This is a genomic window from Candidatus Allofournierella merdavium, assembly GCF_944382735.1.
GTDB classification, from domain to species: domain Bacteria; phylum Bacillota; class Clostridia; order Oscillospirales; family Ruminococcaceae; genus Allofournierella_A; species Allofournierella_A merdavium.
The window spans coordinates 1-22,356 of record NZ_CALWND010000018.1; the positions used below are offsets into that span (position 1 = coordinate 1).

Annotated in this window: 23 protein-coding genes and 1 tRNA gene; 13 read left to right on the top strand and 11 right to left on the bottom strand. The window is 62.6% G+C overall.

Going from position 1 to position 22,356, the window contains the following annotated elements:
• From ACH2A7_RS11965 to sigE, 4 genes are all read left to right on the top strand, one after another.
• On the top strand, positions 1-465 hold a 465-nt coding region (locus tag ACH2A7_RS11965), incomplete at its 5' end, for a CotH kinase family protein (protein WP_394962164.1).
• Between the two features lie 325 nt (positions 466-790).
• Positions 791-1,828, top strand: coding sequence for an aldo/keto reductase (locus tag ACH2A7_RS11970; RefSeq protein ID WP_394962165.1), 1,038 nt, complete (start codon positions 791-793; stop codon positions 1,826-1,828).
• 206 nt (positions 1,829-2,034) lie between these two features.
• On the top strand, positions 2,035-2,934 hold the full coding sequence (locus tag ACH2A7_RS11975) for a sigma-E processing peptidase SpoIIGA (RefSeq protein ID WP_394962167.1): 900 nt from the start codon (positions 2,035-2,037) through the stop codon (positions 2,932-2,934).
• Positions 2,925-3,644, top strand: coding sequence for an RNA polymerase sporulation sigma factor SigE (gene sigE / locus ACH2A7_RS11980; protein ID WP_394962168.1), 720 nt, complete (start codon positions 2,925-2,927; stop codon positions 3,642-3,644). The genes ACH2A7_RS11975 and sigE overlap by 10 nt, the downstream gene beginning before the upstream one ends.
• 61 nt (positions 3,645-3,705) lie before the next feature.
• On the opposite strand, the gene ACH2A7_RS11985 is transcribed toward sigE, so the two are convergent.
• Positions 3,706-4,221 carry a hypothetical protein gene (locus ACH2A7_RS11985; protein ID WP_394962169.1) on the bottom strand — a complete coding sequence of 172 codons (516 nt, stop codon included), beginning with the start codon at positions 4,219-4,221 and terminating at the stop codon, positions 3,706-3,708.
• A 147-nt stretch (positions 4,222-4,368) separates the two neighbouring features.
• On the opposite strand from ACH2A7_RS11985, the gene sigG reads away from it, so the two are divergent.
• Positions 4,369-5,139, top strand: coding sequence for an RNA polymerase sporulation sigma factor SigG (gene sigG, locus ACH2A7_RS11990; RefSeq protein ID WP_394962170.1), 771 nt, complete (start codon positions 4,369-4,371; stop codon positions 5,137-5,139).
• Positions 5,140-5,203: 64 nt separating this feature from the next.
• On the opposite strand, the gene ACH2A7_RS11995 is transcribed toward sigG, so the two are convergent.
• The 8 genes from ACH2A7_RS11995 to ACH2A7_RS12030 all read right to left on the bottom strand — a co-directional run bounded on the left by ACH2A7_RS11995 (position 5,204) and on the right by ACH2A7_RS12030 (position 13,110).
• A complete protein-coding gene (locus ACH2A7_RS11995; RefSeq protein ID WP_394962171.1) occupies positions 5,204-7,588 on the bottom strand; it encodes an endonuclease MutS2 in 2,385 nt (794 codons plus the stop codon).
• A 44-nt stretch (positions 7,589-7,632) separates the two neighbouring features.
• Positions 7,633-8,376, bottom strand: a complete 744-nt coding sequence (recO, locus tag ACH2A7_RS12000; RefSeq protein WP_394962172.1) for a DNA repair protein RecO — start codon at positions 8,374-8,376, stop codon at positions 7,633-7,635.
• A 244-nt stretch (positions 8,377-8,620) separates the two neighbouring features.
• A complete protein-coding gene (gene era, locus ACH2A7_RS12005) occupies positions 8,621-9,514 on the bottom strand; it encodes a GTPase Era (protein WP_394962173.1) in 894 nt (297 codons plus the stop codon).
• A gap of 4 nt (positions 9,515-9,518) precedes the next feature.
• Positions 9,519-9,977 (bottom strand): diacylglycerol kinase family protein, encoded by a 459-nt coding sequence (locus tag ACH2A7_RS12010; RefSeq protein WP_394962174.1) that lies wholly within the window; start codon positions 9,975-9,977, stop codon positions 9,519-9,521.
• A gap of 1 nt (position 9,978) precedes the next feature.
• The gene (gene ybeY, locus ACH2A7_RS12015; protein WP_394962175.1) at positions 9,979-10,479 is read right to left on the bottom strand and encodes an rRNA maturation RNase YbeY; all 501 of its coding nucleotides are present in this window, start codon (positions 10,477-10,479) and stop codon (positions 9,979-9,981) included.
• 81 nt (positions 10,480-10,560) lie between these two features.
• Positions 10,561-11,526 carry a PhoH family protein gene (locus ACH2A7_RS12020; RefSeq protein ID WP_394962176.1) on the bottom strand — a complete coding sequence of 322 codons (966 nt, stop codon included), beginning with the start codon at positions 11,524-11,526 and terminating at the stop codon, positions 10,561-10,563.
• A 131-nt stretch (positions 11,527-11,657) separates the two neighbouring features.
• Positions 11,658-12,812 carry a sporulation protein YqfD gene (locus ACH2A7_RS12025; RefSeq protein WP_394962177.1) on the bottom strand — a complete coding sequence of 385 codons (1,155 nt, stop codon included), beginning with the start codon at positions 12,810-12,812 and terminating at the stop codon, positions 11,658-11,660.
• A 1-nt stretch (position 12,813) separates the two neighbouring features.
• Entirely contained in the window at positions 12,814-13,110 is a 297-nt protein-coding gene (locus tag ACH2A7_RS12030; RefSeq protein ID WP_394962178.1) for a YabP/YqfC family sporulation protein, read from the bottom strand.
• 76 nt (positions 13,111-13,186) lie between these two features.
• On the opposite strand from ACH2A7_RS12030, the gene ACH2A7_RS12035 reads away from it, so the two are divergent.
• The 4 genes from ACH2A7_RS12035 (at position 13,187) to ACH2A7_RS12050 (ending at position 15,930) form a co-directional block, all read left to right on the top strand.
• The gene (locus ACH2A7_RS12035) at positions 13,187-14,305 is read left to right on the top strand and encodes a hypothetical protein (RefSeq protein WP_394962179.1); all 1,119 of its coding nucleotides are present in this window, start codon (positions 13,187-13,189) and stop codon (positions 14,303-14,305) included.
• The gene (locus ACH2A7_RS12040) at positions 14,295-14,519 is read left to right on the top strand and encodes a hypothetical protein (protein ID WP_394962180.1); all 225 of its coding nucleotides are present in this window, start codon (positions 14,295-14,297) and stop codon (positions 14,517-14,519) included. Before ACH2A7_RS12035 ends, ACH2A7_RS12040 begins: the two co-directional genes overlap by 11 nt.
• A 51-nt stretch (positions 14,520-14,570) precedes the next feature.
• Positions 14,571-14,646: transfer RNA gene (locus ACH2A7_RS12045), tRNA-Thr, on the top strand.
• Between the two features lie 213 nt (positions 14,647-14,859).
• Positions 14,860-15,930, top strand: a complete 1,071-nt coding sequence (locus tag ACH2A7_RS12050) for a DNA-methyltransferase (RefSeq protein ID WP_394962181.1) — start codon at positions 14,860-14,862, stop codon at positions 15,928-15,930.
• A gap of 35 nt (positions 15,931-15,965) precedes the next feature.
• Here the strand turns inward: ACH2A7_RS12050 and ACH2A7_RS12055 are convergent, their stop codons facing one another.
• Positions 15,966-16,976, bottom strand: a complete 1,011-nt coding sequence (locus ACH2A7_RS12055; protein ID WP_394962182.1) for a BstXI family restriction endonuclease — start codon at positions 16,974-16,976, stop codon at positions 15,966-15,968.
• 300 nt (positions 16,977-17,276) lie between these two features.
• Here ACH2A7_RS12055 and ACH2A7_RS12060 point away from each other — a divergent pair, with 300 nt between their 5' ends.
• The 4 genes from ACH2A7_RS12060 to ACH2A7_RS12075 are packed head-to-tail and all read left to right on the top strand — an operon-like array spanning position 17,277 to position 21,473.
• Positions 17,277-18,119 carry an AraC family transcriptional regulator gene (locus ACH2A7_RS12060; protein WP_394962183.1) on the top strand — a complete coding sequence of 281 codons (843 nt, stop codon included), beginning with the start codon at positions 17,277-17,279 and terminating at the stop codon, positions 18,117-18,119.
• Between the two features lie 13 nt (positions 18,120-18,132).
• Entirely contained in the window at positions 18,133-19,110 is a 978-nt protein-coding gene (locus ACH2A7_RS12065; protein WP_394962184.1) for a substrate-binding domain-containing protein, read from the top strand.
• 19 nt (positions 19,111-19,129) lie between these two features.
• The gene (gene rlmD, locus ACH2A7_RS12070; RefSeq protein WP_394962185.1) at positions 19,130-20,509 is read left to right on the top strand and encodes a 23S rRNA (uracil(1939)-C(5))-methyltransferase RlmD; all 1,380 of its coding nucleotides are present in this window, start codon (positions 19,130-19,132) and stop codon (positions 20,507-20,509) included.
• Between the two features lie 13 nt (positions 20,510-20,522).
• Positions 20,523-21,473, top strand: coding sequence for a hypothetical protein (locus ACH2A7_RS12075; protein WP_394962186.1), 951 nt, complete (start codon positions 20,523-20,525; stop codon positions 21,471-21,473).
• Between the two features lie 49 nt (positions 21,474-21,522).
• Here the strand turns inward: ACH2A7_RS12075 and ACH2A7_RS12080 are convergent, their stop codons facing one another.
• On the bottom strand, positions 21,523-21,987 hold the full coding sequence (locus tag ACH2A7_RS12080; RefSeq protein ID WP_394962187.1) for a low molecular weight protein-tyrosine-phosphatase: 465 nt from the start codon (positions 21,985-21,987) through the stop codon (positions 21,523-21,525).
• Positions 21,988-22,356: the final 369 nt, after the last annotated feature.

Sequence of the window (22,356 nt, forward strand, 5' to 3'; positions counted from 1 at the left end):
CCCGACGTGCTGATCAACTGGCCCATCAACACCCCCGCCCGGGGGGAGACCATGCTGAAACGGCCCCTCTATCACAATCTGATGAAAAACAACGACTATTTTGCTCGGTATCACGCCTATTTCGACCAGTTGCTCACGGAGTATTTCGAGAGCGGCCGGTATGAGGCGGTCATCCGGCAGACCCAGGCCATGATCGCCCCCTATGTCCAGGCCGACCCAACCGCCTTCTGCTCCTATGAGGACCATCTGCTGGCGGTGGACACCCTGCTGGAGGTGTGCCGCCTGCGCTCCGAGAGCATTCGGGGACAACTGGAGGGGGACTATCCCATCACCCTGGCCCAGCAGGGGTCGCAGCCGGGGGCGGGGGTGGACGCCTCCCATGTGGATCTGCGGGCCCTGGGGGATTTCGACGACCTGGAGACCGCAAGGGAGCGGCAGGATGAAGCCGCGGCAGTGGCGGAGTGACGCAGGGAAAGAACATGGCATGAGTTTTATTTTGCCTGGGGGCAAAAAATAAGCAACTATGCAAAGGGAATATCCCTCCCTGCATAGCTGCTTATTCCCCATACACGGGTTAAGCCCCATAGGTTCACATTGTATACCTATGGGGCTTAACCCGTGTCCCGCCTCCTTTTTTCATCGTATCACATCCCACAGATACCCGGCAAGAGAAAAATGCTTTTTCAGAATATTTATGAATAGAAAATGAGTATTTTACATTTTTAAGTGACAGTCTTACAATGAAAATAAAGGCGTGGACATCCTGCTTGAATCCTGGAGGTAAATGGAAATGGACTACACAAAACTGGGCAATTCCGATTTGAACGTCTCCCGCATCTGTATGGGGTGCATGGGGTTTGGTGATGCCCAAAACGGCCAGCATTCCTGGACCCTTGACGAGACTCACTCCCGGGAGATCATCCGGCTGGGGCTGGAACTGGGGATCAATTTCTTTGATACCGCCATCGGCTATCAGAGCGGCACCAGCGAGCAATATGTAGGGCGGGCGCTGCGGGATTTTGCCAGGCGGGACCGCGTGGTGGTGGCCACTAAATTTCTTCCCCGCACCAACGAGGAAATACAGGCAGGGATCAGCGGCCAGGAACACATCCGTCGAATGCTGGACAAGAGCCTGCAAAACCTTGGGATGGACTATGTGGATCTCTACATCTGCCATATGTGGGATTACCAAACGCCCCTCTTCGATATCATGGAGGGGCTGAACAACGCCGTAAAGGCGGGCAAAGCCCGCTATATCGGCATTTCCAACTGCTTTGCCTGGCAGCTTGCCAAAGCAAACGCCCTGGCGGAGCGGGAGGGGTTTGCCAAATTTATCTCCGTCCAGGGACATTACAACCTGATTTTTCGGGAGGAGGAGCGGGAGATGGCTCCCTACTGCCGGGAAGAGAACATCGCCATGACGCCTTACAGCGCACTGGCCGGCGGACGGCTGTGCCGGCATCCCGGGGAGACATCGAAACGGCTTCAGGAAGACAGTTATGCCCGGCTGAAATACGGGGCCTCCCAGGACCAGGACGCGCCCATTCTGGCCCGGGTGGCGGAACTGGCCGACCGGAAAGGGGTGTCCATGACAGAAGTGTCTTTGGCATGGCTGCTGACGAAGGTGACCGCCCCGGTGGTGGGCGCCACCAAGCCCCACCACATCGAAGGCGCGGCAAAAGCGGTGGAACTGGAGTTGACAAAGGAAGAGTGCGCCTATCTGGAAGAGCCGTACACGCCTCATCCGCTGGTGGGCGTTATGGCCCAGAACACCGCCCAGGCGGCAAAGGACGCTCACGTCTGGTCCGCCGGCAGCCAGACCATCTGAACCGGGGTCATCCCAAACCTTTGACGTGAGGGACGCCGGCTTTCCGGCCATCATGGCGTTGTTTCCCGCGGGGCGTTTTGGCGGCCAGGGCACATCCCGGCGGCATTCCCTTGCCGGTTCGGCCCGCCGCGGAAGGAGGGACGGCTCCCAGCTTTTGACAGTCTTTTTCCCCGCGGCGCGGTACACTGTTAGCCGGGGGTGAGGCCGTGAAGACCGTTGTATATCTGGATATCCTGCTGGTGACGAATTTCATCGCAGGGTATTTTCTTTTGCGGGCGGCGGGATGGCTGGCGGGCGCGGCCTGCCCGGCGCTGCGGGCGCTGGCGGGCGCGGCGGTGGCGGCAGCCAGCACGCTGATCCTTCTCGCGCCTCCGCTGCCCGCCCTGCCCGGCCTTGCCTACAAGCTGGCCAGCGCCGCGCTGGTGACACTGGCCGCCTTCGGCTGGCACGGCCCGCGCCCCTTTCTGCGGGCGGGCGCCTGGTTCTTCGCTCTCAATCTGGGGCTGGCGGGTCTCGCCCTGCTGGGTCTGCAGCGGGGCGGCATGAACGGCGTGCGGGTGCACAACCTGACGGTGTATGTGGATCTCTCGCCGGTGACGCTGGTGCTCTCGGTGCTGGCGGTGTATCTGGCGGTGCGGCTGGTGCTGCTGCTCTTCGGCCCGCCCGCCGACCAGGAGCCCTGGCAGCTGGAACTGGCCCTTGCCGGGAGCACGGTGCGGGCGCAGGCCCACTATGACACCGGTTTTTTCCTGCGGGACCCGGTGGGCGGGCGGCAGACCCTTCTGATCAGCTGGCCCGGCGTGGAGCGGCAGCTGCCCGAGGCGGTGAACGGCTTTTTGCGGGCCTACTTTTCCGGGCAAAATCCGCTGCCCCCCGAGGGGCTGGCGCTGCGTCTGGTGCCCTGTTCCGGCGCGGCCGGCAGCGCCGTGCTGCCGGGGCTGACCGCCCGCACCGCCCGGCTGACCGGCCAGGGCCGCGCCCTTCTGGCCCGGGAGGTGACCGCCGTGTTCACCCCCCAGCCCCTGCTGGACGGCCGGTTCCAGGCGCTGTTCGGCCGGGAATTTCTCATGGATGAGACCGAGAGGAGGTCCGAAATATGCACCTGAAGTTTACCGGCCGGCTGCTGGCCGCGCTGCGCCGGCTGCTGGCGAAGCTGCGGTTGCCGGGCGGCGTTTACTACATCGGCGGCCCGGAAGCCCTGCCCCCGCCCCTGACCCCCGAGGAGGAAAAGCTGGTGTTTCAGGGGCTGGAGGAGGGCCGCCAGAGCTGCCGGGACATCCTCATCACCCACAACCTGCGGCTGGTGGTGTACATCGCCCGCAAATTCGAGAGCAGCGGCATCGCGGTGGAGGACATCATCTCCATCGGCACCATCGGCCTCATCAAGGCGGTGAACACCTTCGTGCCGGCCAAAAACATCAAGCTGGCCACCTACGCCAGCCGCTGCATCGAAAATGAGATCCTGATGTTCCTGCGCAAGAGCAGCAACCGTCGACAGGAGACAAGCATCGATGAGCCGCTGAACACCGACGGCGAGGGCAACGAACTGCTTTTGTCCGACGTGCTGGGCACCGACCAGAACCAGATCAGCGCCCAGCTGGAGCAGGACGCTGAGAAGGATATGCTGCTGGCGGCGGTGGACCGGCTGGCACCCCGGGAAAAGCAGATCATGCAGATGCGCTTTGGCCTGCTGGACGGGGTGGAGCACACCCAGAAGGAGGTGGCGGACAAGATCGGCATCTCCCAAAGCTACATCTCCCGGCTGGAAAAGCGGATCATCGCCCGCCTGCGCCGGGACCTGGAAAAAATGTGTTGACCATGCGGGCAGGGCCCCCGGCCGCGAACAAGCGCGGCCGGGGGCCCTGCCCTTTTATCCGTCAAGCCGTTTTATTTTCCACCATCTCGGTCTGCTGCACGAAGAGGGGCATCAGGCCGCCCCGCAGGCCCATCTCGCTGTCCGGCAGGACCAGCAGATAATCAAAGCCGTTTTTTGTCCAGCGCAGCATCGCCGCGCCCCCCTCGTTCTGGCTGATGGCCACCCGGATGTCCCGGTGATACAGAGTCACCTGTTCCCGGAAATTCTGCTCAAAGTCGCCCTCCCGCAGATCGGCGCCCGCGCGGCCCACCCGAAGGATCAGGTCCCACTGCGGCTCCACGGTATACTCCAGCTGCGCCACCGCGCCGCTCAGCAGCGCGATGCGGTCCAGCCGGACGATGTCGCTCTCCGGCAGGCTCTGCGCCCGGAATCCCGCCCGTCGGCCAAAATCCGCCCTGGCGTATTCATACGACCCTGTCTGCCCCCTGGCATACAAAAGCGCCGCGATCACGGTGATGATCACCGCCGCCAACAGCACGCCGCCCACGGCCAGCGCCGCAAGGATATGCATCTCCATACACGATCCCTCCCTCTCCCCCTCACTGTATGCTCATCACCGCAAAGTGTGCGGGCGGGCGGCCAGCTTTTACCAGCGGCCAAACTGTTTGCCCGGCGCGGCAGACGGCCATACTTCTGTCATGCCATGGGGGGAGCGTGACCATCTTTGTATTACGGCAAGGTCGAGATCTGCGGTGTAAACACCGCCAAACTTCCGGTGCTCACCGAAAAGGAGAAGACCGCCCTTCTGCGGGCCGCCCGCGCGGGCGACAAGGAGGCGCGGCAGCGGATGATCCAGGGGAACCTGCGGCTGGTGCTCAGCGTGGTGCAGAAGTTCGTGGGGCGTGGCGAGAGCATGGACGACCTGTTCCAGGTGGGATGCATCGGGCTGATCAAAGCCATCGACCACTTCGACCCGGACCTGAACGTGCGCTTTTCCACCTACGGGGTGCCCATGATCGTGGGCGAGATACGCCGCTTTTTGCGGGACAACAACGCCGTGCGGGTCTCCCGCTCGGTGCGGGATATCGCCTACAAGGCCATGCAGGCCAAGGAACAGCTGCAAAAGGAGTTGAACCGGGAGCCACACATCGACGAGATCGCCGAGCGGGTACAGCTGCCGGTGACCACCGTGACCCTGGCGCTGGAGAGCGTGGTGGATCCGGTGAGCCTGTACGAACCGGTATACAGCGACGAGGGAGACACCATCTATGTAATGGACCAGTTGGGGGACAGCGGCGGCGAGGACAGCTGGATCAGCGGCATCATGTTCAAGGACACGGTGCAGGCTTTGAGCGAGCGGGAGAAAAAGATCATGGCGCTGCGCTATCTCTCGGGCAAGACCCAGGTGGAGGTGGCCAAGGAAATAGGCATCAGCCAGGCCCAGGTGAGCCGGCTGGAGAAAAACGCCCTGGGCCGCATCAAGGGAAAACTGTAAAGCAGATCGCCTTATCACGCAAAGCACCCCGGCGCCGCGGCGCCGGGGTGCTTTATAGTGCTCTTTATTTCAGCTCCACCACCGTCACGCCGGCCTCCCCTTCGCCGTAGCGGCCCAGGCGGAAACTCTTGACGTTCTTGTGGCCCCGCAGATGCTGGTGGATGGCGTTGCGCAGCGCGCCGGTGCCCTTGCCGTGGATGAGGTAGATCATGGTCTGGCCGTTCATCACCGCATGGTCGATGAACTGGTCCACCTCCATCAGCGCCTCTTCCACGCTCATGCCCAGCAGGTTGATCTCCATGCTGGCGCCCCGTTCCACCCGCTGCACCGTGGCGCTGCGGGGCGCGGGGGCGGCGCGGCCGCCCTTTTTCTGAGGCTTTTGCAGCTTGTCCGGCGCTTTGAGGCCGGAGAGGGGCACCTTGGTCCGGATGATGCCGGCGCGCACCTCCACCATGCCGTTCCGGTCCGGCAGGGACATCACGGTGGCGGTCTGGTCGTACTCGGCGATCACCACCTCCTGCCCCACCCGCACCTCTTTCAGCGGCACAAACTGGCGCGCCGGGCTGTGGGCCACGTCGCTCTTGGCAAACAGGCGCTCGGCGTCCTTGCGGGCGATCTCCCGGGCGCGGGCGGCCCGCTGGGCGGCGGACTGTTTGTCGTCCTTCTGCAGCTTGTGCAATTCGTCGGTGAGGGCGTAGGCCTCCGCCTGCACCTGCTGGGTCATCTGCCGGGCCTTGAGGCGGGCGGCCTCCAGTTCGGTCTCGCCCTGACGCACCAGCGCATCGCACTTCTCCCGGGCCTTTTCCAGCATCTTCTCCGCCTCGGCCTTGGCCTTGTCCGCCTCGGCCTGGCTCTCTTTCAGCTGCAATTTCAAATCGTCCAGCTGGGCCAGCACCTCGTCCAGCCGCTTGTCGTCGCTGGCCAGGTGGGTCCGGGCCCGCTGGATGACCCGGGCGGGCACACCCAGCTTTTCGCTGATGAGGAAGGCGTTGGACTTGCCCGGCACGCCCACGCTGAGTTTATAAGTGGGGCGCAGGCTCTCCACGTCGAACTCGCAGCTGGCGTTCACCACCCCCGCCGTCTCCAGCGCGAACACCTTCAGTTCGGAGTAGTGGGTGGTGGCCATGACCAGCGCCCCCTGGATGCGCAGCTGCTCGATGATGCTCACCGCCAGCGCCGCGCCCTCGGCGGGGTCGGTGCCGGCGCCCAGCTCGTCCAGCAGGACAAGGCTGCCCTTGAAGGCGTTGTCCAGGATGCCGGTGATCTTTTTCATGTGGCCCGAGAAGGTGGACAGGCTCTGCTCGATGCTCTGCTCGTCGCCGATGTCCACCAGATAGTCGGTGAACACACAGACGGTGCTGTGCTCGTGGGCGGGGATGAGCAGGCCGTGCTGGGCCATGGCGCAGAGCAGGCCGGCGGTCTTGAGGGTGACGGTCTTGCCGCCGGTGTTGGGGCCAGTGATGACCAGCGTGTCGTAGTTTTCGCCCAAGGCCACATCGATGGGCACCACCTTGTCCGGGTCGATGAGGGGGTGGCGGGCTTTTTTCAGGTCGAAATGCACGTCGTCCGCCACCCGGGGCATATACGCCTTCTGCGCCAGCGCCAGGTGGGCCTTGGCCAGCAGCACGTCGATGTCCAGCATGGCCTTGTAGCTGAAGGTGAACATCGGCTCGATGGAGGCCACCTGCTCGGTGAAGGCGATGAGGATGCGCTCGATCTCCGCCTTCTCCTGGCTGCGCAGCTGCATGATCCTGGCGTTGGCCTCCACCACGGCGGTGGGCTCCACAAAGACGGTAGCGCCGCTGCTGGACACGTCGTGGATGACGCCGCCCACCTCGCCGCGGTACTCCGCCCGCACCGGCACCACGAAGCGGCCGTTGCGGATGGAGACCACCGCGTCCTGCAAAAACTTGTTGGTGGTGCTGTTCTTGATGATGGCGTCCAGCTTGTCCCGGATGGAGTTTTCGGTGGCCTGGATCTTGCGGCGCACCTCAAAGAGGGTGTTGCTGGCGGTGTCCGCCATCTCCTCCGGCGAGAGGATGGCGGCGGTGATCTGCTTTTCCAGCGCGGGCTGGGGGCTGAGAGCGTAGAACAGGTCGTCCACCGGCAGCGCGTCGTGCTCGGTGATGCCGTACCAGGCCACCAGGTTCTGGAAGTTGCGCAGCGCGCCGGCCACCTCCAGCAGTTCGGCCATGGAGAGCACGCCCCCTTTGACCGCCCGGTTCACCACCTTGTCCACCCCGGACACGCCCCCGAAGCGGGGGCTGCCGTTTTTCAAAAGCAGGCTGCCGATGGCGTCGGTCTGGCTGAGGGCGAAGCGCACCTCGTCCGGCGTTTCCCCCGCCGGCTGCTCCAAAAGCAGGGTGCGGGCCTCGGGACAGACGGCCAGCGCCGCCGCCTTTTCCAGAATTTTGTCCAGTTCCAGTGTTTTGCGATAACTTGTGTCCATGATTCTCCTTGCCGCGGGCGCGGCGCGCCCCTATGTAGGTTGATTCACTCCAGAACGGAGTGGAGAAAATCCAGCGTTTTCAAGGGCTTGTCCAGCCGGGCGGCGGCGTACCGCTCGGTGACGCGGCCCAGCACGTCCAGGCTTTTTTGCGAGAGGGTGAAGGCGAACACCTTCTTGTCCTCCACCAGCGCGATGTGCCGCAGAGCGATGAGCGCGCCCTCGTCCAGGTTGGGGGCGAGGCCCTCGGCCGCGGCGCAGTCGCCGCAGAGCAGGTCCCCCGCGCCGATGTCGAAGTAGAAATCGCCCCCGTCGTATTTCTGGCAGCTTTTGCAGCACAAGAGCGCGGGCATATACCCCGCCTCACACACCGCCCGCAGCTCGTAGACCGCCTTGATCTGGGCCAGGGGCTTTTTCTGCTCGCTGATGAGGTAGAGGCTGTTGAGCAGAAGGCGCAGCTGGGCCGCCGCCTCATGGCCGCTGGGCAGCAGGGCCTGGGCGATCTCCGCAAGATACATGGCCAGCGCCATGCCCTCGATACTTTTGGGCAGCCCGAAGAACACCTGTTTGACCTGGGCGTCGTCCACCACATACATGGTCTTGCCCGCAAACAGGGTAAATTCGGAATAGCAAAAAAGCCCGCAGGCACTGAAAAGTTTGCTTTTCAGTCGCAGGCTTCCCTTGGCAGATGCGGAGATGAGGCCGTGCTCCGGGGTGAGGATGGTGAGGATCCGGTCAGACTCCCCCACCTTCACCTCCCGCAGCACCAGGCCCGGTGTTACCAGTTGCATATTCGTCCCCCGCGGGCGGCGGCAGCCCCGGCTGCCCGGTGCGCAGAGCCTTTTTGTAGTTCAGGTACTCCCGCACGCCGCCGGTCGTTTCAAACTCTTTCCAATCTTTCCAATAAGAACCGCTGCTTTCCATCGCTGGTCGCCCCCTGGTGGTACTGTTCCACCATTCTACACCGGTATGCCCGGAAAAGTTGTCCAGCGCTGTAGAAAAATATTTGTTTTGTTTCGTGTTTAAGCGACAGCATCATTTGTTTTGGGTGAAGCCGAAATCATTGAGCAAAAAGTCGCTGTCGCGCCAGTCGTCCTTCACCTTGACCCAGCACTGAAGGTTCACCTTCGCGCCCAGAAACTCCTCGCAGTCCACCCGGGCGGCGCTGGCGATCTTTTTCAGCATCTGGCCGCCTTTGCCGATGACCATGCCCTTGTGGCTCTTGCGCTCGCAGTAGATGTTGGCGTCGATGTCGATGATGTTCTTGTCTTCCCGCTCCTTGAAGCGCTCCACCGTCACGGCGATGCCGTGGGGCACCTCGTCCCGCAGGAACAGCAGCATCTTCTCCCGCAAGATCTCGCTCACCAGCGCCTTCTCCGGCATATCGGTGTAGGCGTCGTCGTCGAAATAGTGGGGGCCCTCCACCCCGTAAGCCGCCAGCACGTCGAACAGCTCCTCGCAGCCCTTGTCCTCCCGGACGCTGGTGGCCATGACCTTGTCGAACACGCCCAGCGCCTCCAGCTGCGCGGTGCGCGCCGCCAGGTCCGCCTCGGTTTTAAGGGTGTCGGTCTTGTTGATGACCGCCACCGCCGGCGTGCCCCGCAGCGCGTCGATCATGGCCTGTTCGGCCTCGGTAAACTCGCCGTAGGGCTCAAAGAGCATCAGGCTCACATCCCCGTCCGCCACGCTGTCGGCCACGGTCTTGCTCATCCGCTCGCCAAGTTTTGTGCGGGGGATGTGCACGCCGGGGGTGTCCAGCAGGACGTACTGCACCGGCCCGCGGGTGACGATGCCGGTGATGCGGGTGCGGGTGGTCTGGGGCTTGGAGGTGACGATGGCCACCTTCTCCCCCACCAGCCGGTTGGTCAGGCTGGATTTGCCCACGTTGGGCTTGCCCACAAGGGTAACAAAAACCGATGAGGTCTGCAAGGGATCATCCTTTCTTTCTTTCGGGCCAGAACACGAAGAACCAGGCCCCCGCCAGCGACGCCGCCAGGAGGGCCGCCGCCCAGGGCCGCGCGAAAAACCAGCCGGGGATGGCAAAAAGCACCTCCGGCCGCCAGAACAGCAACCCGCCCACCGCCGCCGAGGCGATGCTGAACACCAGCACCGCGCCGGCGGCCATGTCCTTGGCGCCGCCCGCCGCCCGCCAGTGGGCCGGGTCGGGCGACTCCACCGACCGCTCCACGGCGGAGTTGACCAGCTCCAGCGCGATCACGCCGCCGATGCACAAAAACAGCAGGGCATACTCCACCGCGCTGAAGGAGTAGAACAGACTGGCCAGCAGTACATAGGCCCCGGCGCACAAGTGAAAACGCAGGTTGCGCTCCTCTTTGACGGCGGTCCAGAACCCTTTCGCCGCATAGCCGAACCCGGCAAAAAACCGCCGCATCTCAGATCTGATCCGCCGTGTAGGACACGGTGCGGGGCAGCCCCAGCTGGATGAGCACGGCCTCCTCTTTTTCCCGCATCTTCACCGCGGCAAGGCCGCCCTGCTCGTGGTCGTAGCCCAGCAGGTGCAACATGGAGTGCACGGTGAGATAGGCCACCTCCCGCTGCAGCGGGTGGCCGTACAGTTCCGCCTGCTCCATCGCCTTCTCCATGGAGATCACGATGTCGCCCAGCAGGCAGGCGCCGGTGTCCTGGTCCACGTCGTACTTGCCGTCCTCCCCCAGGGGAAAGCTGAGCACATCGGTGGGCATATCCTTGCCGCGGTACTGGGCGTTCAGGGTCTGGATCTCGGCGTTGTCCACAAAGGTCACGCTGATCTCCGCGGGCTGCTCAAAGCCCTCAAACTCCAGCACGGCGTTGCAGCTGCGACGGATGAGGATGCGCAGCCCGGAAGGGATCTTCACCTTCTTTTGCTGGTTGGTAATCAACACTTTGTTTGACACACAGCTTCACCTCTTCGTTTTTTGATATTCCGCGCACGGGGTCCTCCCGCGCCAAAAGCACCAGTCGCCACGGTGCCTGTTTTACGAGTTTCGCCGCTGCCGCGCCGCCCGGTCGTACGCCTTTACGATCTCCTGCACCAGGCGGTGACGCACCACGTCCTTCTCGGTGAAAAAGACGCGGGCGATGCCGTCCACGTTCTTCAGCACGTTCAGCGCGTCCAGCAGGCCGCTGCGGCTGCGGTCCGGCAGGTCGATCTGGGTCACGTCGCCGGTGACCACCACCTTGCTGCCCGTGCCCATGCGGGTAAGGAACATCTTCATCTGCTCCCGGCTGGTGTTCTGGGCCTCGTCCAGGATGATGAAGGCGTCGTCCAGCGTGCGGCCGCGCATATAAGCCAGCGGAGCCACCTCGATGGTCTGTTTTTCCAGCAGTTTCTGAAAACTCTCCGCCCCCAGCATATCGAACAGGCCGTCGTACAGCGGGCGCAGATAGGGATCCACCTTGTTCTGCAGATCGCCCGGCAAAAAGCCCAGCTTTTCCCCGGCCTCCACGGCGGGCCGGGTGAGGATGATGCGGCTGACCTCCTTGCTCTTGAAGGCCTTCACCGCCATGGCCACCGCCAGGTAGGTCTTGCCGGTGCCGGCGGGCCCCACCCCGAAGGTGATGGCGTTCTGCTTGATGGCCTGCAGATATTCCCGCTGGCCCAGCGTTTTGGGGCGCACCGGCCGCCCCTTGGCGGTGACGGCCACAAAATCCTGGGTGAGTTCCCGCACACGGCGCTCCTCCCCCGCGCCGGCCAGGCTGATGCAGTAGCGCACCGTCTGTTCCTCCAGCGGGGTGTGGTTCTCCAGCAGGGTGAGCATGGCGTCCACCGCGCGGGCGGCCGCGGCCACCTGCTCCGGCTCGCCGGTGAGTTTGATCTGGGAGCCACGGCACACCGCCGTGACCGAGAATTCATTCTCCAGCAGCCGGATGTTTTCGTCCCGGCTGCCAAAGATGGCCAGCGCCGTCTCCACACTGTTCAGTTCGATCAGCTTTTCCGCCATTGCACACCTGCTCACTCGCAAAAAATTCCGCGGGTCCCTTCTGCATCGTCGGGGCCCACAAATACATCGTTATTATACCACAAAATATTCCAATAGGAACTGTCTGTTTTGCATAAAATTTTCAGCGGTTTTCATCCACCCTTTTCCCGGGCAATGTCCGCCTTGAAATCCACGGTCATGGTGTAGGTCAGGGTGCCGCCGTCCCAGCTTTCCTGCCGGCTCTCGGCGATGATCTGGGCGTCCGGGAACTCCTCATACAGCTGCGCCAGGCAGGCAAACCGGGCGTACTGGCGCGCGCCGTCGGGCGTCAGATGGAACTGCCGCGCCTCCCGCCGGGGGATGTATCGCTCTTCCACGGTGGCCGGCAGCGCGAAGCCCAGCACGCTGAGCTGGTGATGGGTGACGCGCGCCTCCTCCTCCGGCAGCTGCGGGCCCAGTTCCAGCGTACGGCCGAACAGGCGCAGGCAGGTGCTGCTCTCGATCTCGCCAGTGAGCGCCTGCACCTCGTAGGTGGAAGGCTGCACACACTGGTAGGTCCTTTTCACCGCCGCGATCACCAGCCCCTTGGCATGGCTGGCCACCGGCTGCTCGTAGGGGTCCGGTTTATAGGCGCTCACCAGCACCTCCCCGGCGGCGACGGTCTGCCCGACCTTCTTGACGGCGAACCCCTCCTGGGCGTTCACCTCCAGCAGGATGCCGTCCGCCGCCGCCACCAGGTCCACCGGGTCGTTGGATTCGATGGCCGGCTTTTGCAGCGCCGCGCTGGCCTCCACCACCAGCCGGCCCTTCTCAAAGTTCAGAGACACCCAGCCGAAGGCGTCATTGGCGTCCATGATCTGTTTTTCCGCCAGGCGCAGTTTTTCCTGGGTTAAAACCGCCCCCTCGCAAATATCCATAGAATAAAGCAGCTGCTCCACCTGGCGCTGGGCCGCGGCGTCCAGCCCGTCATAGCGGATGGACCACACGCCCCGCCCCAGCAGGTGCACCGCCGCCGCGAACACCAGCGGCGCCAGCATCAGGCCCCACCGGCCCCGGTAGGCTTTGAACCGGAAGAAAAGGCCCCTGCGCCGGCCCGCCCGCAGCCGGACGCCGCATCGCCGGGCCAGCCGAGCGAGGTCACGGTACCGGCGGGCGGGCAGCTGCGCCGTGAAACCGTTTTGCGTCGGACGGATTCTATAAAGCGGGACGCCTTGTCGTCCACATAGGGTGATCAATTTTTCGTATTGCCCGCCAAAGGCGGTGAATTCCGCCCCCGCGAAGCAGTTTGCCCAGATCGGTCCCATCATGTTACCCCTCATAGGAAAATTCCGTGCGGAAGATCCGCCCTTTCAAAGTCAGCATCCGCCCGCCGACGCCGCACAAGGTGAGTTCGTCTCCGTAAAGGCTCACCTGCCAGCCGCCCATGTCCAGGCAGATGCGGCTCTCGTCGTAGAGCAGCACGCCTTTGCAGCCCTCCACCTCCACCACGCCGCCGCCCTGAATGTGCAGCACGCCCCGGCGGTAAAATCCGGCGGGCGGCTGCCGCACCAGGCGTTTGAGATATGTCCCGGGGCTTTCCCGTTTTGTTGTTCGCTTTTGTTTCATTCCCTGCCCCCCGCGTCTTGTCTGCGGCACACCGCGCCGCTTTACCCTTATTTATATTATCCGGGAGGATGAGCTTATGAAGAAACTTCCCCTGCGCGCCGCGGGAGGCGGCGTGTGCGCCCTGGCGCTGCTGGCGCTGCTGTTCGCCCGCCCGATCCCGTGCATCGAGGGCATCCGGGCCGGGCTGGCCTGCTGCGTGAACCAGGTGATCCCGGCGCTGTTCCCCTTCTTCGTGGTCTCCGCCATGATCGCCGCAAGCCCGCTGGCAAAGTTCTTTGGCCTCGCGCTGTGGCCCTACACCCGATTCGGTCTGGGCATCCGGGATCCGCGGGCTGCCACCGCGCTGCTGCTGGCCTGGCTGGGCGGCTTTGCGGTGGCGGCCAGAGTCGTGTCCCAGATGTACGGCGAAGGGGTGGTGACCCGCCGGCAGGCACAGCTGCTGCTGGTCTGCGGGGTGGGCTCCGGGCCGGCCTTCGTGGTGAACACGGTGGGCTGCCTTTTGCTGGGCAGCCCGCGGCTGGGGTGGTGCATCTTCGCCGCCCTGCTGCTGGCCGATCTGGCGGCCGGGCTGCTGGCCCGGCTCCTTTTGCCCGCAGGGAATGAAGCGCCCCGCGGCGCCGCTATCTCGGCGGGCCGTTCGGCCGGCGTGTCCTTTGTGGCCGCCGTGCAGGGCGCCGTGCAAAGTATGCTGACCGTATGCGGCTTTGTGACCTTTTTCAGCTTTCTGAACGGCGCCCTTGGCTCCTTTCTGCCTTCCTCCGGACCGGTGCGGGCCACCCTGGCCGCGCTGCTGGAGGTCACCGGCGGCTGCGTGCAAGCCAGCGGGCTTGGGGGCGCGGCGGCGGTCTACGGCTGCTGCGCCGCGCTGAGCATCCAGAGCCTCTCGGTGCTTTTGCAGGTGCGGGCGCTGCTGGACGAGAGGGTCTCCCTCCTGCCGCTGGCCGCGGCGCGGCCGGTGCATCTGTGCCTCTCTCTGGGCGCCCTGCGCCTTCTGATGGGTCTGGTGCCCGGGGCCGCCGCCGCTGCCGCCGGGGTCGGCGGCCGGCTGCTCGTTCGCAGCCGCACCGCGCCGGACGCCGCCCTCGTGCTGTTCGCCCTGTGCTGCGCGGTGCTCTACGGCTTTAACTTTACATCCGGCGGCCGAAAGAGTATAATGGACAAAAATCCTGAAGGGAGGCCCTGCCGTGTTCCGTAAGCACCCTGTCCCCGGGCAAAATGTGCAGCCGGCCTGCGAATACTGCGAACACGGCCGCCGCGCCGCCGATCCCCGGATGATCCTGTGCGCCAAGCGCGGGGTCGTATCCCCCTACTTCCATTGCAAGAAATTTTTGTATGACCCCATCCAGCGGGTGCCCCGCCGCCAGCCCCGGCTGCCCAGTTTCACCGCAGAAGATTTTCGGCTGGATTGACCGTTTACTCTTGACGCACGGCCCTTTTTCCGCTACAATGATAACCGTTCCGCTGGAATAGCTCAGTCGGTAGAGCAGCTGATTCGTAATCAGCAGGTCGCGTGTTCAAGTCACGTTTCCAGCTCCACACCTCCCCGTAAACATGCCGTTTACGGGGCTTTTTTGTAAAACTCTGCGCCCTGCGCGCTCCGGAGGCTCATGCCGCGTTTGCGCCGTGGAACGGCGGCGCATTTCGATGCCGTACTGGCCGCGATAAAGACGGCATACCGGGAGAAAATAAGTGTTAAGCTTTCGTGCTGTGCGCATGGAATCCGGCAACAAAATACAAGGAGCAGCTTTGATGGACACTGGCGTTGTTTTTGGAGAGATCGTGAACGGTTGCAAGAGGTTTTGCCGATACAGCAACTCCGTTTCCTGCAACCTGTCCGGGGATGCCTTGAAGGTATTGAAAAAGATCCCCGACGGCTCGATCTCCCTTATTTTGACCGATCCGCCCTATCACACCACAAAAAAACGGAATATCTACGGGGACACCTTTTTTCGGCAGGACGCGGACTATCTTGCCTGGATCGCGGAGTACGCGAAAGAGTGGAAGCGGATCCTCAAGCCGAACGGTTCGGTGTTCTGCTTTTGCTCGGCCGCCATGGCCGCGAAACTGGAAGCCGTCTTTTCTTCCGATTTCAACATCCTTTCCCAAATCGTGTGGACGAAGCCCAACGCGCCGGGATTCGACGGATGGAAGCAAAAGATGAAAAAAGAGGCGCTGCGGCAATGGTACGCCCACACCGAACGTATTCTTTTCATGGAGCCCGCCGTGGAGGGGAACCTGAACCGTTCCTACTTTGGCGATTATCTGCGAGCGGCCAGGAAGGAACTGTCCCTCTCCGCGCACACCCTCACCGAAATGGTCGGAGCCTATGGAAAGGTCAACCACGGGGGCGCGGTTTCCAACTGGGAAGCCGGAAGAAACGTTCCTAGCCGCGAACAGTACGACCGCATTTGCCAGGCGTTCTACCAGTGCGGCCGACAGCGACCCATGCCCGCATACGAAGATATCGTTCGCCCGTTTAATGTGAACAAGAATATGGAGTTCACAGACGTGTGGACCTTCGAGAACGTTCGGCCCTACAAAGGCAAGCACCCGGCAGAAAAACCGGTGAAATTGCTGGAGCAGGCTGTGCTGGCGACCACCTATACAGGCGACATTGTGCTGGATTGCTTCGCCGGTTCCGGTTCCACCGCCGTGGCGGCCCTGAAAAACGACCGGCGCTCTGTTTCCATTGAGATCGACCCGCAATGGTCCGGGCAGATCACCCGGCTGCTCAAAGCGCTGGAGGGCCTTGCAAAAAAGGACTACCCGGATAATTACAGCAGCCCGCTGCTGGAAAGCGTCCCGGGCGACAGAGCATAAAAAACGATGGCAGGCATTTGGCCTGCCATCGTTTTTTACATAGTCGCTTCCGGGCCGGGTTCCACCACTGTGCCGTGCGCCTCGTTTCTGAGGACGACCTGCTTCATCCAGCACAGCGTGGGCAGGATCCCGGCATCCTTCACCACAACATTGCAGTGGTGATGCCCCCATCCCAGGTTGTATGGCCTGTGATTGTAGCACCCATACCGCAACTCTTCGATGTGGAAGAGGTTGATCTCGGTCACGGTCAGATCGGGCACTTCCCTGCCTTCCGCCTGCGCCATGCGCGTATAAAATCCGCGGGCTGACAGCGGTTTTAAGCACAGGGGACACACCGTGCGGTTCTGTTCGTCGATGATGCGGGCGTTGCGAAGGGCCTCGTATTCCAGCAGGCCTTCCGCGGCAGCCGACGCGAGGATCGCTTGCCTGCGGCTTTCTGCATCTGCTCTACTCATTCCGAACGCAACGGCGGCTTCGATGGAATCATAGCAAAGCCAGTACACCGCTTCCAGTTGGATGCGGCATTTGTTTATGGTCTCCTCGTCGGCGTATTCGTACAGACGGATCCCGGCGCCCTTCATTTTTTTGGCCATGAATCCCCTGTTGATGCCATCGCTGTTTTGGGCCGCCGTCGTCGCGGGGACCCGGGCGACGTATTGCCCGCCCAGCGGATCGGTCCTGGAATCCGCGGCGCTCCAGCCCCGCTGGTCCGGATCGTACGCGCTCCACTGCGCCCGGGTCTCGTAAAAGACAAGGCAATTCCTGCCCAGCGCCAATCCCTCTTCCGCCAGCTCCCTGCCCGGGTTGGCCCGCGCAAAATATTCTTCCGGTTTGATGAGCACGATGTATCCGCACTTGAAGAAGCCATCCCTGATCCGCTCTTTGAGCGCTTCTCCCCAAAAATGATATGGGATCAGTACGGTGCTCATGCGGCTCACGCGATTCTGATAGATCTCATCGTCATCCGCTCCCCGGGTCTGGCCGGACTTGTATATCTTGCGCCCCAGCAGCGCGGGAAGGGCGGGTAAGTTTTTTTTTCGCGGCATATCCGGTCACCTCGTTTTCTGCTCTTTCATGATATCACAAAAGGAACGCTCTGAACACCGCCCGGCGCCCCCGAAAAGGAGAAAATCGTCTGTTTTTATCAGATCCCGCCCTTTACCCGCCCCGCCGGCGGGCTCCGGCAGCCGGCATTTTTCTCTCTGCCCGGCCGGGACATCCCTCCGCCCCTTCGGCTGCAGATCCCACGGTGGAAAATCTCCTCAAACAATGGACTTTTGTTGAATAATCTGGTAAAATAATTTTGTTTGTCAAAGAACGGCACACTCTGACAGGGAGGCTTCATCTTGGCGGAGATCTATAAACAATCCTTTAAGCAAGACTATTCCGATCATGTGGAGATGGCGATCTTCAACTGCGGGATGGAGCACTGCGCCCCGCTGCACAGCTGGGGGCCCGCGGTGCGGGATCACTATCTGATCCATTTGGTGGTGGGAGGTCACGGCTTCTATCGCGTGGGCGAACAGGAATATTCACTCGGCCCCGGCGACCTGTTCCTGCTTCGCCCCGGTCAGCTGGCGGGCTATATGGCCAGCGAAGACGATCCCTGGGAGTATTGCTGGGTGGGGTTCAACGGCGCCTATGCCGCAAAGCTGGTGCAGCACACCCCTTTCACCGAACAGAAGCTGATGTTCCACTCCGGCCAGCCGGAACCGCTGCGGCAAGCCCTGGAAAGCATCTTTGAAGCCCGCGGGCCCCGGCCGGAGAACGAGGCGGCCATGGTGGGAAACCTCTATCTGTTTTTGGCTGAGTTGATGCACCAGGCCGCGGAAAAGGAGATCCGCGCCCCCAGCGCCGGCAGCCAATATGTGCTGAGCGCCATCAAATACATCCAGTTCAACTATTCCCACGAGATCACCATCGATGATATCGCCCGGACGGTGGGCGTCAGCCGCAGCCATTTGTACCGGTTGTTTATGAGCAATGTGGGCCAGAGCCCCATCGACTATCTCACCGCCTACCGGATCGGCGAGGCCTGTAACCTGCTGAAAAACTCCCAGCTTTCCATCGCCGAGATCGCCGCCAGCGTGGGTTTTTCGGACAAGTTCTATTTTTCCAGGGTATTCAAAAAATCCATGGGCATGCCGCCCAGCCGGTATCTCAGCGCCGCGCCGGACCACGGCGCCTGATCGGGAGTTGTTTATGAAGCACATTGTATCTCTCATCTTCAAAGTTTTTCTGCTGGCGGTCGCCGTGATCGCCTGTATTGTTTTTTACCTTTACACCATCGGTTTTTTCGCCGTTTCCCCCTGTGTCGGGCTTGTGGCCTCGCCCGGCGGCAAAGCCTACCTGGATGTCTCCGCGCTGGAAACAAGCCTCGCGGCGCAGGGTGTGGAATTGCTGACGCCGCAACCGGAGGAGTCCGCCGTCGAGGCGGCGGGCCGTTTTCTGGACTCCGGGGCCAGCGTGCTCATTGTTCTGCAGGACTCAACTTCGGTGAGCAGTGCCCTGCTGACCGAAGCCGCAACGGCGGGCGCGACGGTCTTGTTTGTGGGCGACAGCCCCGATGACGCGACGCTGAGCTCCAGCGCAAACCTGTGGTACCTGGGCAGCCTTGCCTCTTACGGCGGCGAACTTCTTGGGCAGGTCATCGCCATGGATTACCGCGACGGGACCATTTCCGACGCGAATGGTGATCTGCTGCTGCAATACTATTTATATCAGAGCGACCCGGATGCCGATGAAAGCGATCTCGCGTCCTCCGCTTTGGCCGAGTGTGAACATTACGGCGTGTACACCGCCCGGGTGGAGTACGCCGGCGAGGAGGGCGCGGCGCTTTCGTTTGACGCCCAGTCCCTTGACGGGCAGACTCCGCCGGAGATCATCCTGTGCACCAGTGTTCCGGACGCGCAGGCGGCGCTGGAGACCGCCGCCTCCCTGGGCTGGCTCGAGGGAGAGCAGCCGGTGCGCATCTACGCCGCCGCCGACACTCCCGAAGAGGCAGATGCACTCGTGGCAGCCGGCGCGCAGGCTGTGGCCCATTTCGACCCCGTTGCCATGGGCGAAACCGCGGCGCAGATGGCGCTGAACGCGCTGGACCACCGGTTCCCCGGCCTGGACACCGGCCTGACCGCGGACGAGGCGGGGCGTTTTACCCTGCCCTACGGACTGAGCGAATAACAACGAGGAGGGCTGCTTTGTGCCCGGATTAAAAAACACGCTGGCTCCCCTTTCTATCGACAGCCTTTCCAGCGACGGCAGCGGTGTGGGGCGCCTGGACGGCAAGGCGGTGTTTGTGCCCGGCACCGCCCCCGGCGACGAGATCACCGTGCGGATCGTGAAGGACCTGGACCGGTATGCCTTTGGCATCGTGGAGGAGTTGCGCGTTCCCGGCGCCGGCCACATTCAGCCGGACTGCCCGGCATACCGCCCCTGTGGCGGCTGCTGCTTCCGTCACCTGGACTACAGCGTGGAGGCCCGGGCCAAAGAAGGGTTTGCCGCGGACGCCTTCCGCCGTTTGGGCGGATTCGCCGATCTGCCGGTGCTGCCGCTGCTCGCCGGGCCGCTCACCGACCGCTACCGCAACAAGGTGCAGTTTCCCGTGGGGTACGACCGGGACGGAAACGTGACCTTTGGGTTTTACGCCGGGCGCAGCCACCGCCTTGTCCCCTGCCGGGACTGCCTGCTGCAGCCCAAACCGCTCAACGACATCGCGGCGGCTGTCTGTGACTTTTTGCAAAAACACCACATCCCGCTTTACAGGGAAGACGCCCACCAGGGCCTGGTGCGGCATATCTTTCTGCGCCAGGGCTGGCACAGCGGTCAGGTGCTGCTTTGCCTTGTGGTCAATGGCCGCAGCCTGCCCCGGGGGGACCGGTTCTGCGCCGAGATGGTCACCCGGTTCCCTCAAATTCAGACCATCGTGCTGAACGTAAACACCCGGAAGACCAACGTCATCACCGGGGAGGAGTGCATCCCTCTCTTTGGTCCCGGTTTCATTGAGGACACCCTGTGCGGCGTTCCTGTAAAGCTTGGTCCCTTGTCATTCTATCAGGTCAACACGCCCGCCGCCGAGCTCCTCTATGGGGTGGCGCGGGAATTTGCCGCGCTGCGACCCGAGGACACCCTGCTGGATCTTTACTGCGGCATGGGCACCATCGGCCTGTCCATGGCGGTCTACTGCCGTGCGCTGGTGGGGGTGGAGATCGTGCCCGAGGCGGTGGAGAGCGCCAGGGCGAACGCCGCAGCCATGGGGGTCGAAAACGCGCGTTTTTTCTGCGCGGACGCAGGACGGGCGGCCACCCGGCTGGCCGAGGAAGGCCTCGCGCCCCAGGTGATCTGCCTGGATCCTCCCCGCAAGGGCTGCGATGAAGCCACTTTGAACGCGGTGCTCGCCATGGCGCCCCGCCGGGTGGTGATGGTAAGCTGCAACGTGGCCACCGCTGCCCGGGATTGCCGCTTTTTGGCCGACCGGGGTTATCTGCCCGTGAAGGTGCAGCCGGTGGATCTGTTTCCCCGCACAAAGCATGTGGAGTGCGTCGTGCTCCTTTGCCGGGCGGGCGACCGCGACGCGGGTTGAAGAGGCGTCCCTCATGAAACGATTGTTGGCTCTGATCTGCGGGTTCGCGTTTTTGCTGGCGGGGTGCACCGCCGGGTCCGTCCCCTCTTTCCCGCCGGCCCAAAGCGCGCCCGCCGTCTCCCCCGCCCCGGCGTCCACTGCCGCCCCGCAGCCCCGCCCCACGCCGGATGACCCGGATGAGGCGCGGATGCTGGCCATGGCAGAAGAAGCCGCCGGCGCAGAGATGCTGGATTCCGTTTGTCTGGACCTTGACGGGGACGGAACAAAGGAATTTTTAGGCGTATGTCACAATTCCGCTTCACAGTGCAACGAGGTCTGGTATTGCGGCGGAGACGGAACAGCGTGCGCCGCCGTTCACCGGGATACCATGGGTCTGGACGCCTGTTCTCTGGAGGCGCTGAAGGCAGGAAACGGGTTCCATGTGGCGGTAAACAGCCATGTGGGGCTGGGCACCACCTCCCTTTTCTCCATTCTCGCCTTACAGGCCGGTCAGATCGTCTGCCTGGTGGACAACCAGCCCGGCAATGTGTGGATGACCGAAGAGGGCGACATCACGCTCAGTGTGGAGGCCTACGACGGCGCGTACGACGCGGCGGGAGATTTTCTGCTGCTGCACACCGTCAAAGACACCTATATTTTCTACGACGGGGAAACATACAAGGAATACGGGGCCGCGGAGTTGAGCGAAGAGGAATTTTCGCGGCTCAAAAACGCCGACGAGCTGAAAGCCCGGATCGAACACAGCCTGCGCTTTGAGGAATACGACCGGCTGGAGTACCGCTATTTCCTGCGCTCCAACGGCATTTTGCAGGCCCAGTGTGACCTGTACGACACCGCCGGCAATATTCAATACGGATATTTTACCGCGCGCTGGCTGGGCGACGAGGTGGATCCCGAGCTCATTGGCAGGTGGGAACCCGGGCAGATGGCCGCCAGCCTGTCCACGCTGGATGCAGTATACTGACGCGCAAACGACGAGGCCGCAGATCGTTCGATCTGCGGCCTCGCCCTGTTTATTCTTTTGCGCCGTCGGTCAGGCGGCGCAGCAGTCCCGCGCAGCCCGCACGCACGTCTCGCCAGGTTGCCTCAAAATCCCGGGTGTACCAGGGGTCGGCCACTTCGCCGGGGCGGTCGGTATACTCCAGGAGGGCGTGGACTTTTCCCTGGGGATCACTGCCGAACAGCCGCTTCATATTGCGCAGGTTGGCGTTGTCCATCCCGATGAACAAATCCCAGGCGGCGTAATCCCCCGGTCGAAGCTGACGCGCTGTTTTGCCCACGCAGGAGATCCCGTGAGACGCCAGCAGCCGCTGCACCGGCGGATAGACCGGATTTCCCAGTTCCTCGGCGCTGGTGGCCGCGGACGCGAGGGTGAACTGCCCGGAAAGGCCGGCCTTTTCCACCATATCTCTCATCACAAACTCGGCCATTGGGCTACGGCAGATGTTGCCGTGGCACACGAATAGTATTTTTATCATATCTCTTATATCCCTTCAAAAGCCTTCAAACCTTGATATTACGGGCTTTCCGGCGCTCTTTTCAATTTTTGTGTTTTGCCTTAAATTCACGCTCTTCTTTGTAAATCTACGCAAATTCACGGGCAAATGGTGTAGTGTGGGGCGGCAGCACTCCTTGCTGTCGCCCCTTGATTGCCTATCTGCAAAGGCGGGCGGGGCTGTCAACGGCGGCGCGTATGCGCCGTTCATCTTGACCGTTGACTGGCTCGGCTGGCTTTGCTATTACCTTGCGGTAAACGTAAATGGATATGATCGCAGTAATCACTTCCGTGATCCAAAACGCATTCCAGACGCCAACCGCTCCGAGAAACCTGCTGAGTAAAAACGCAG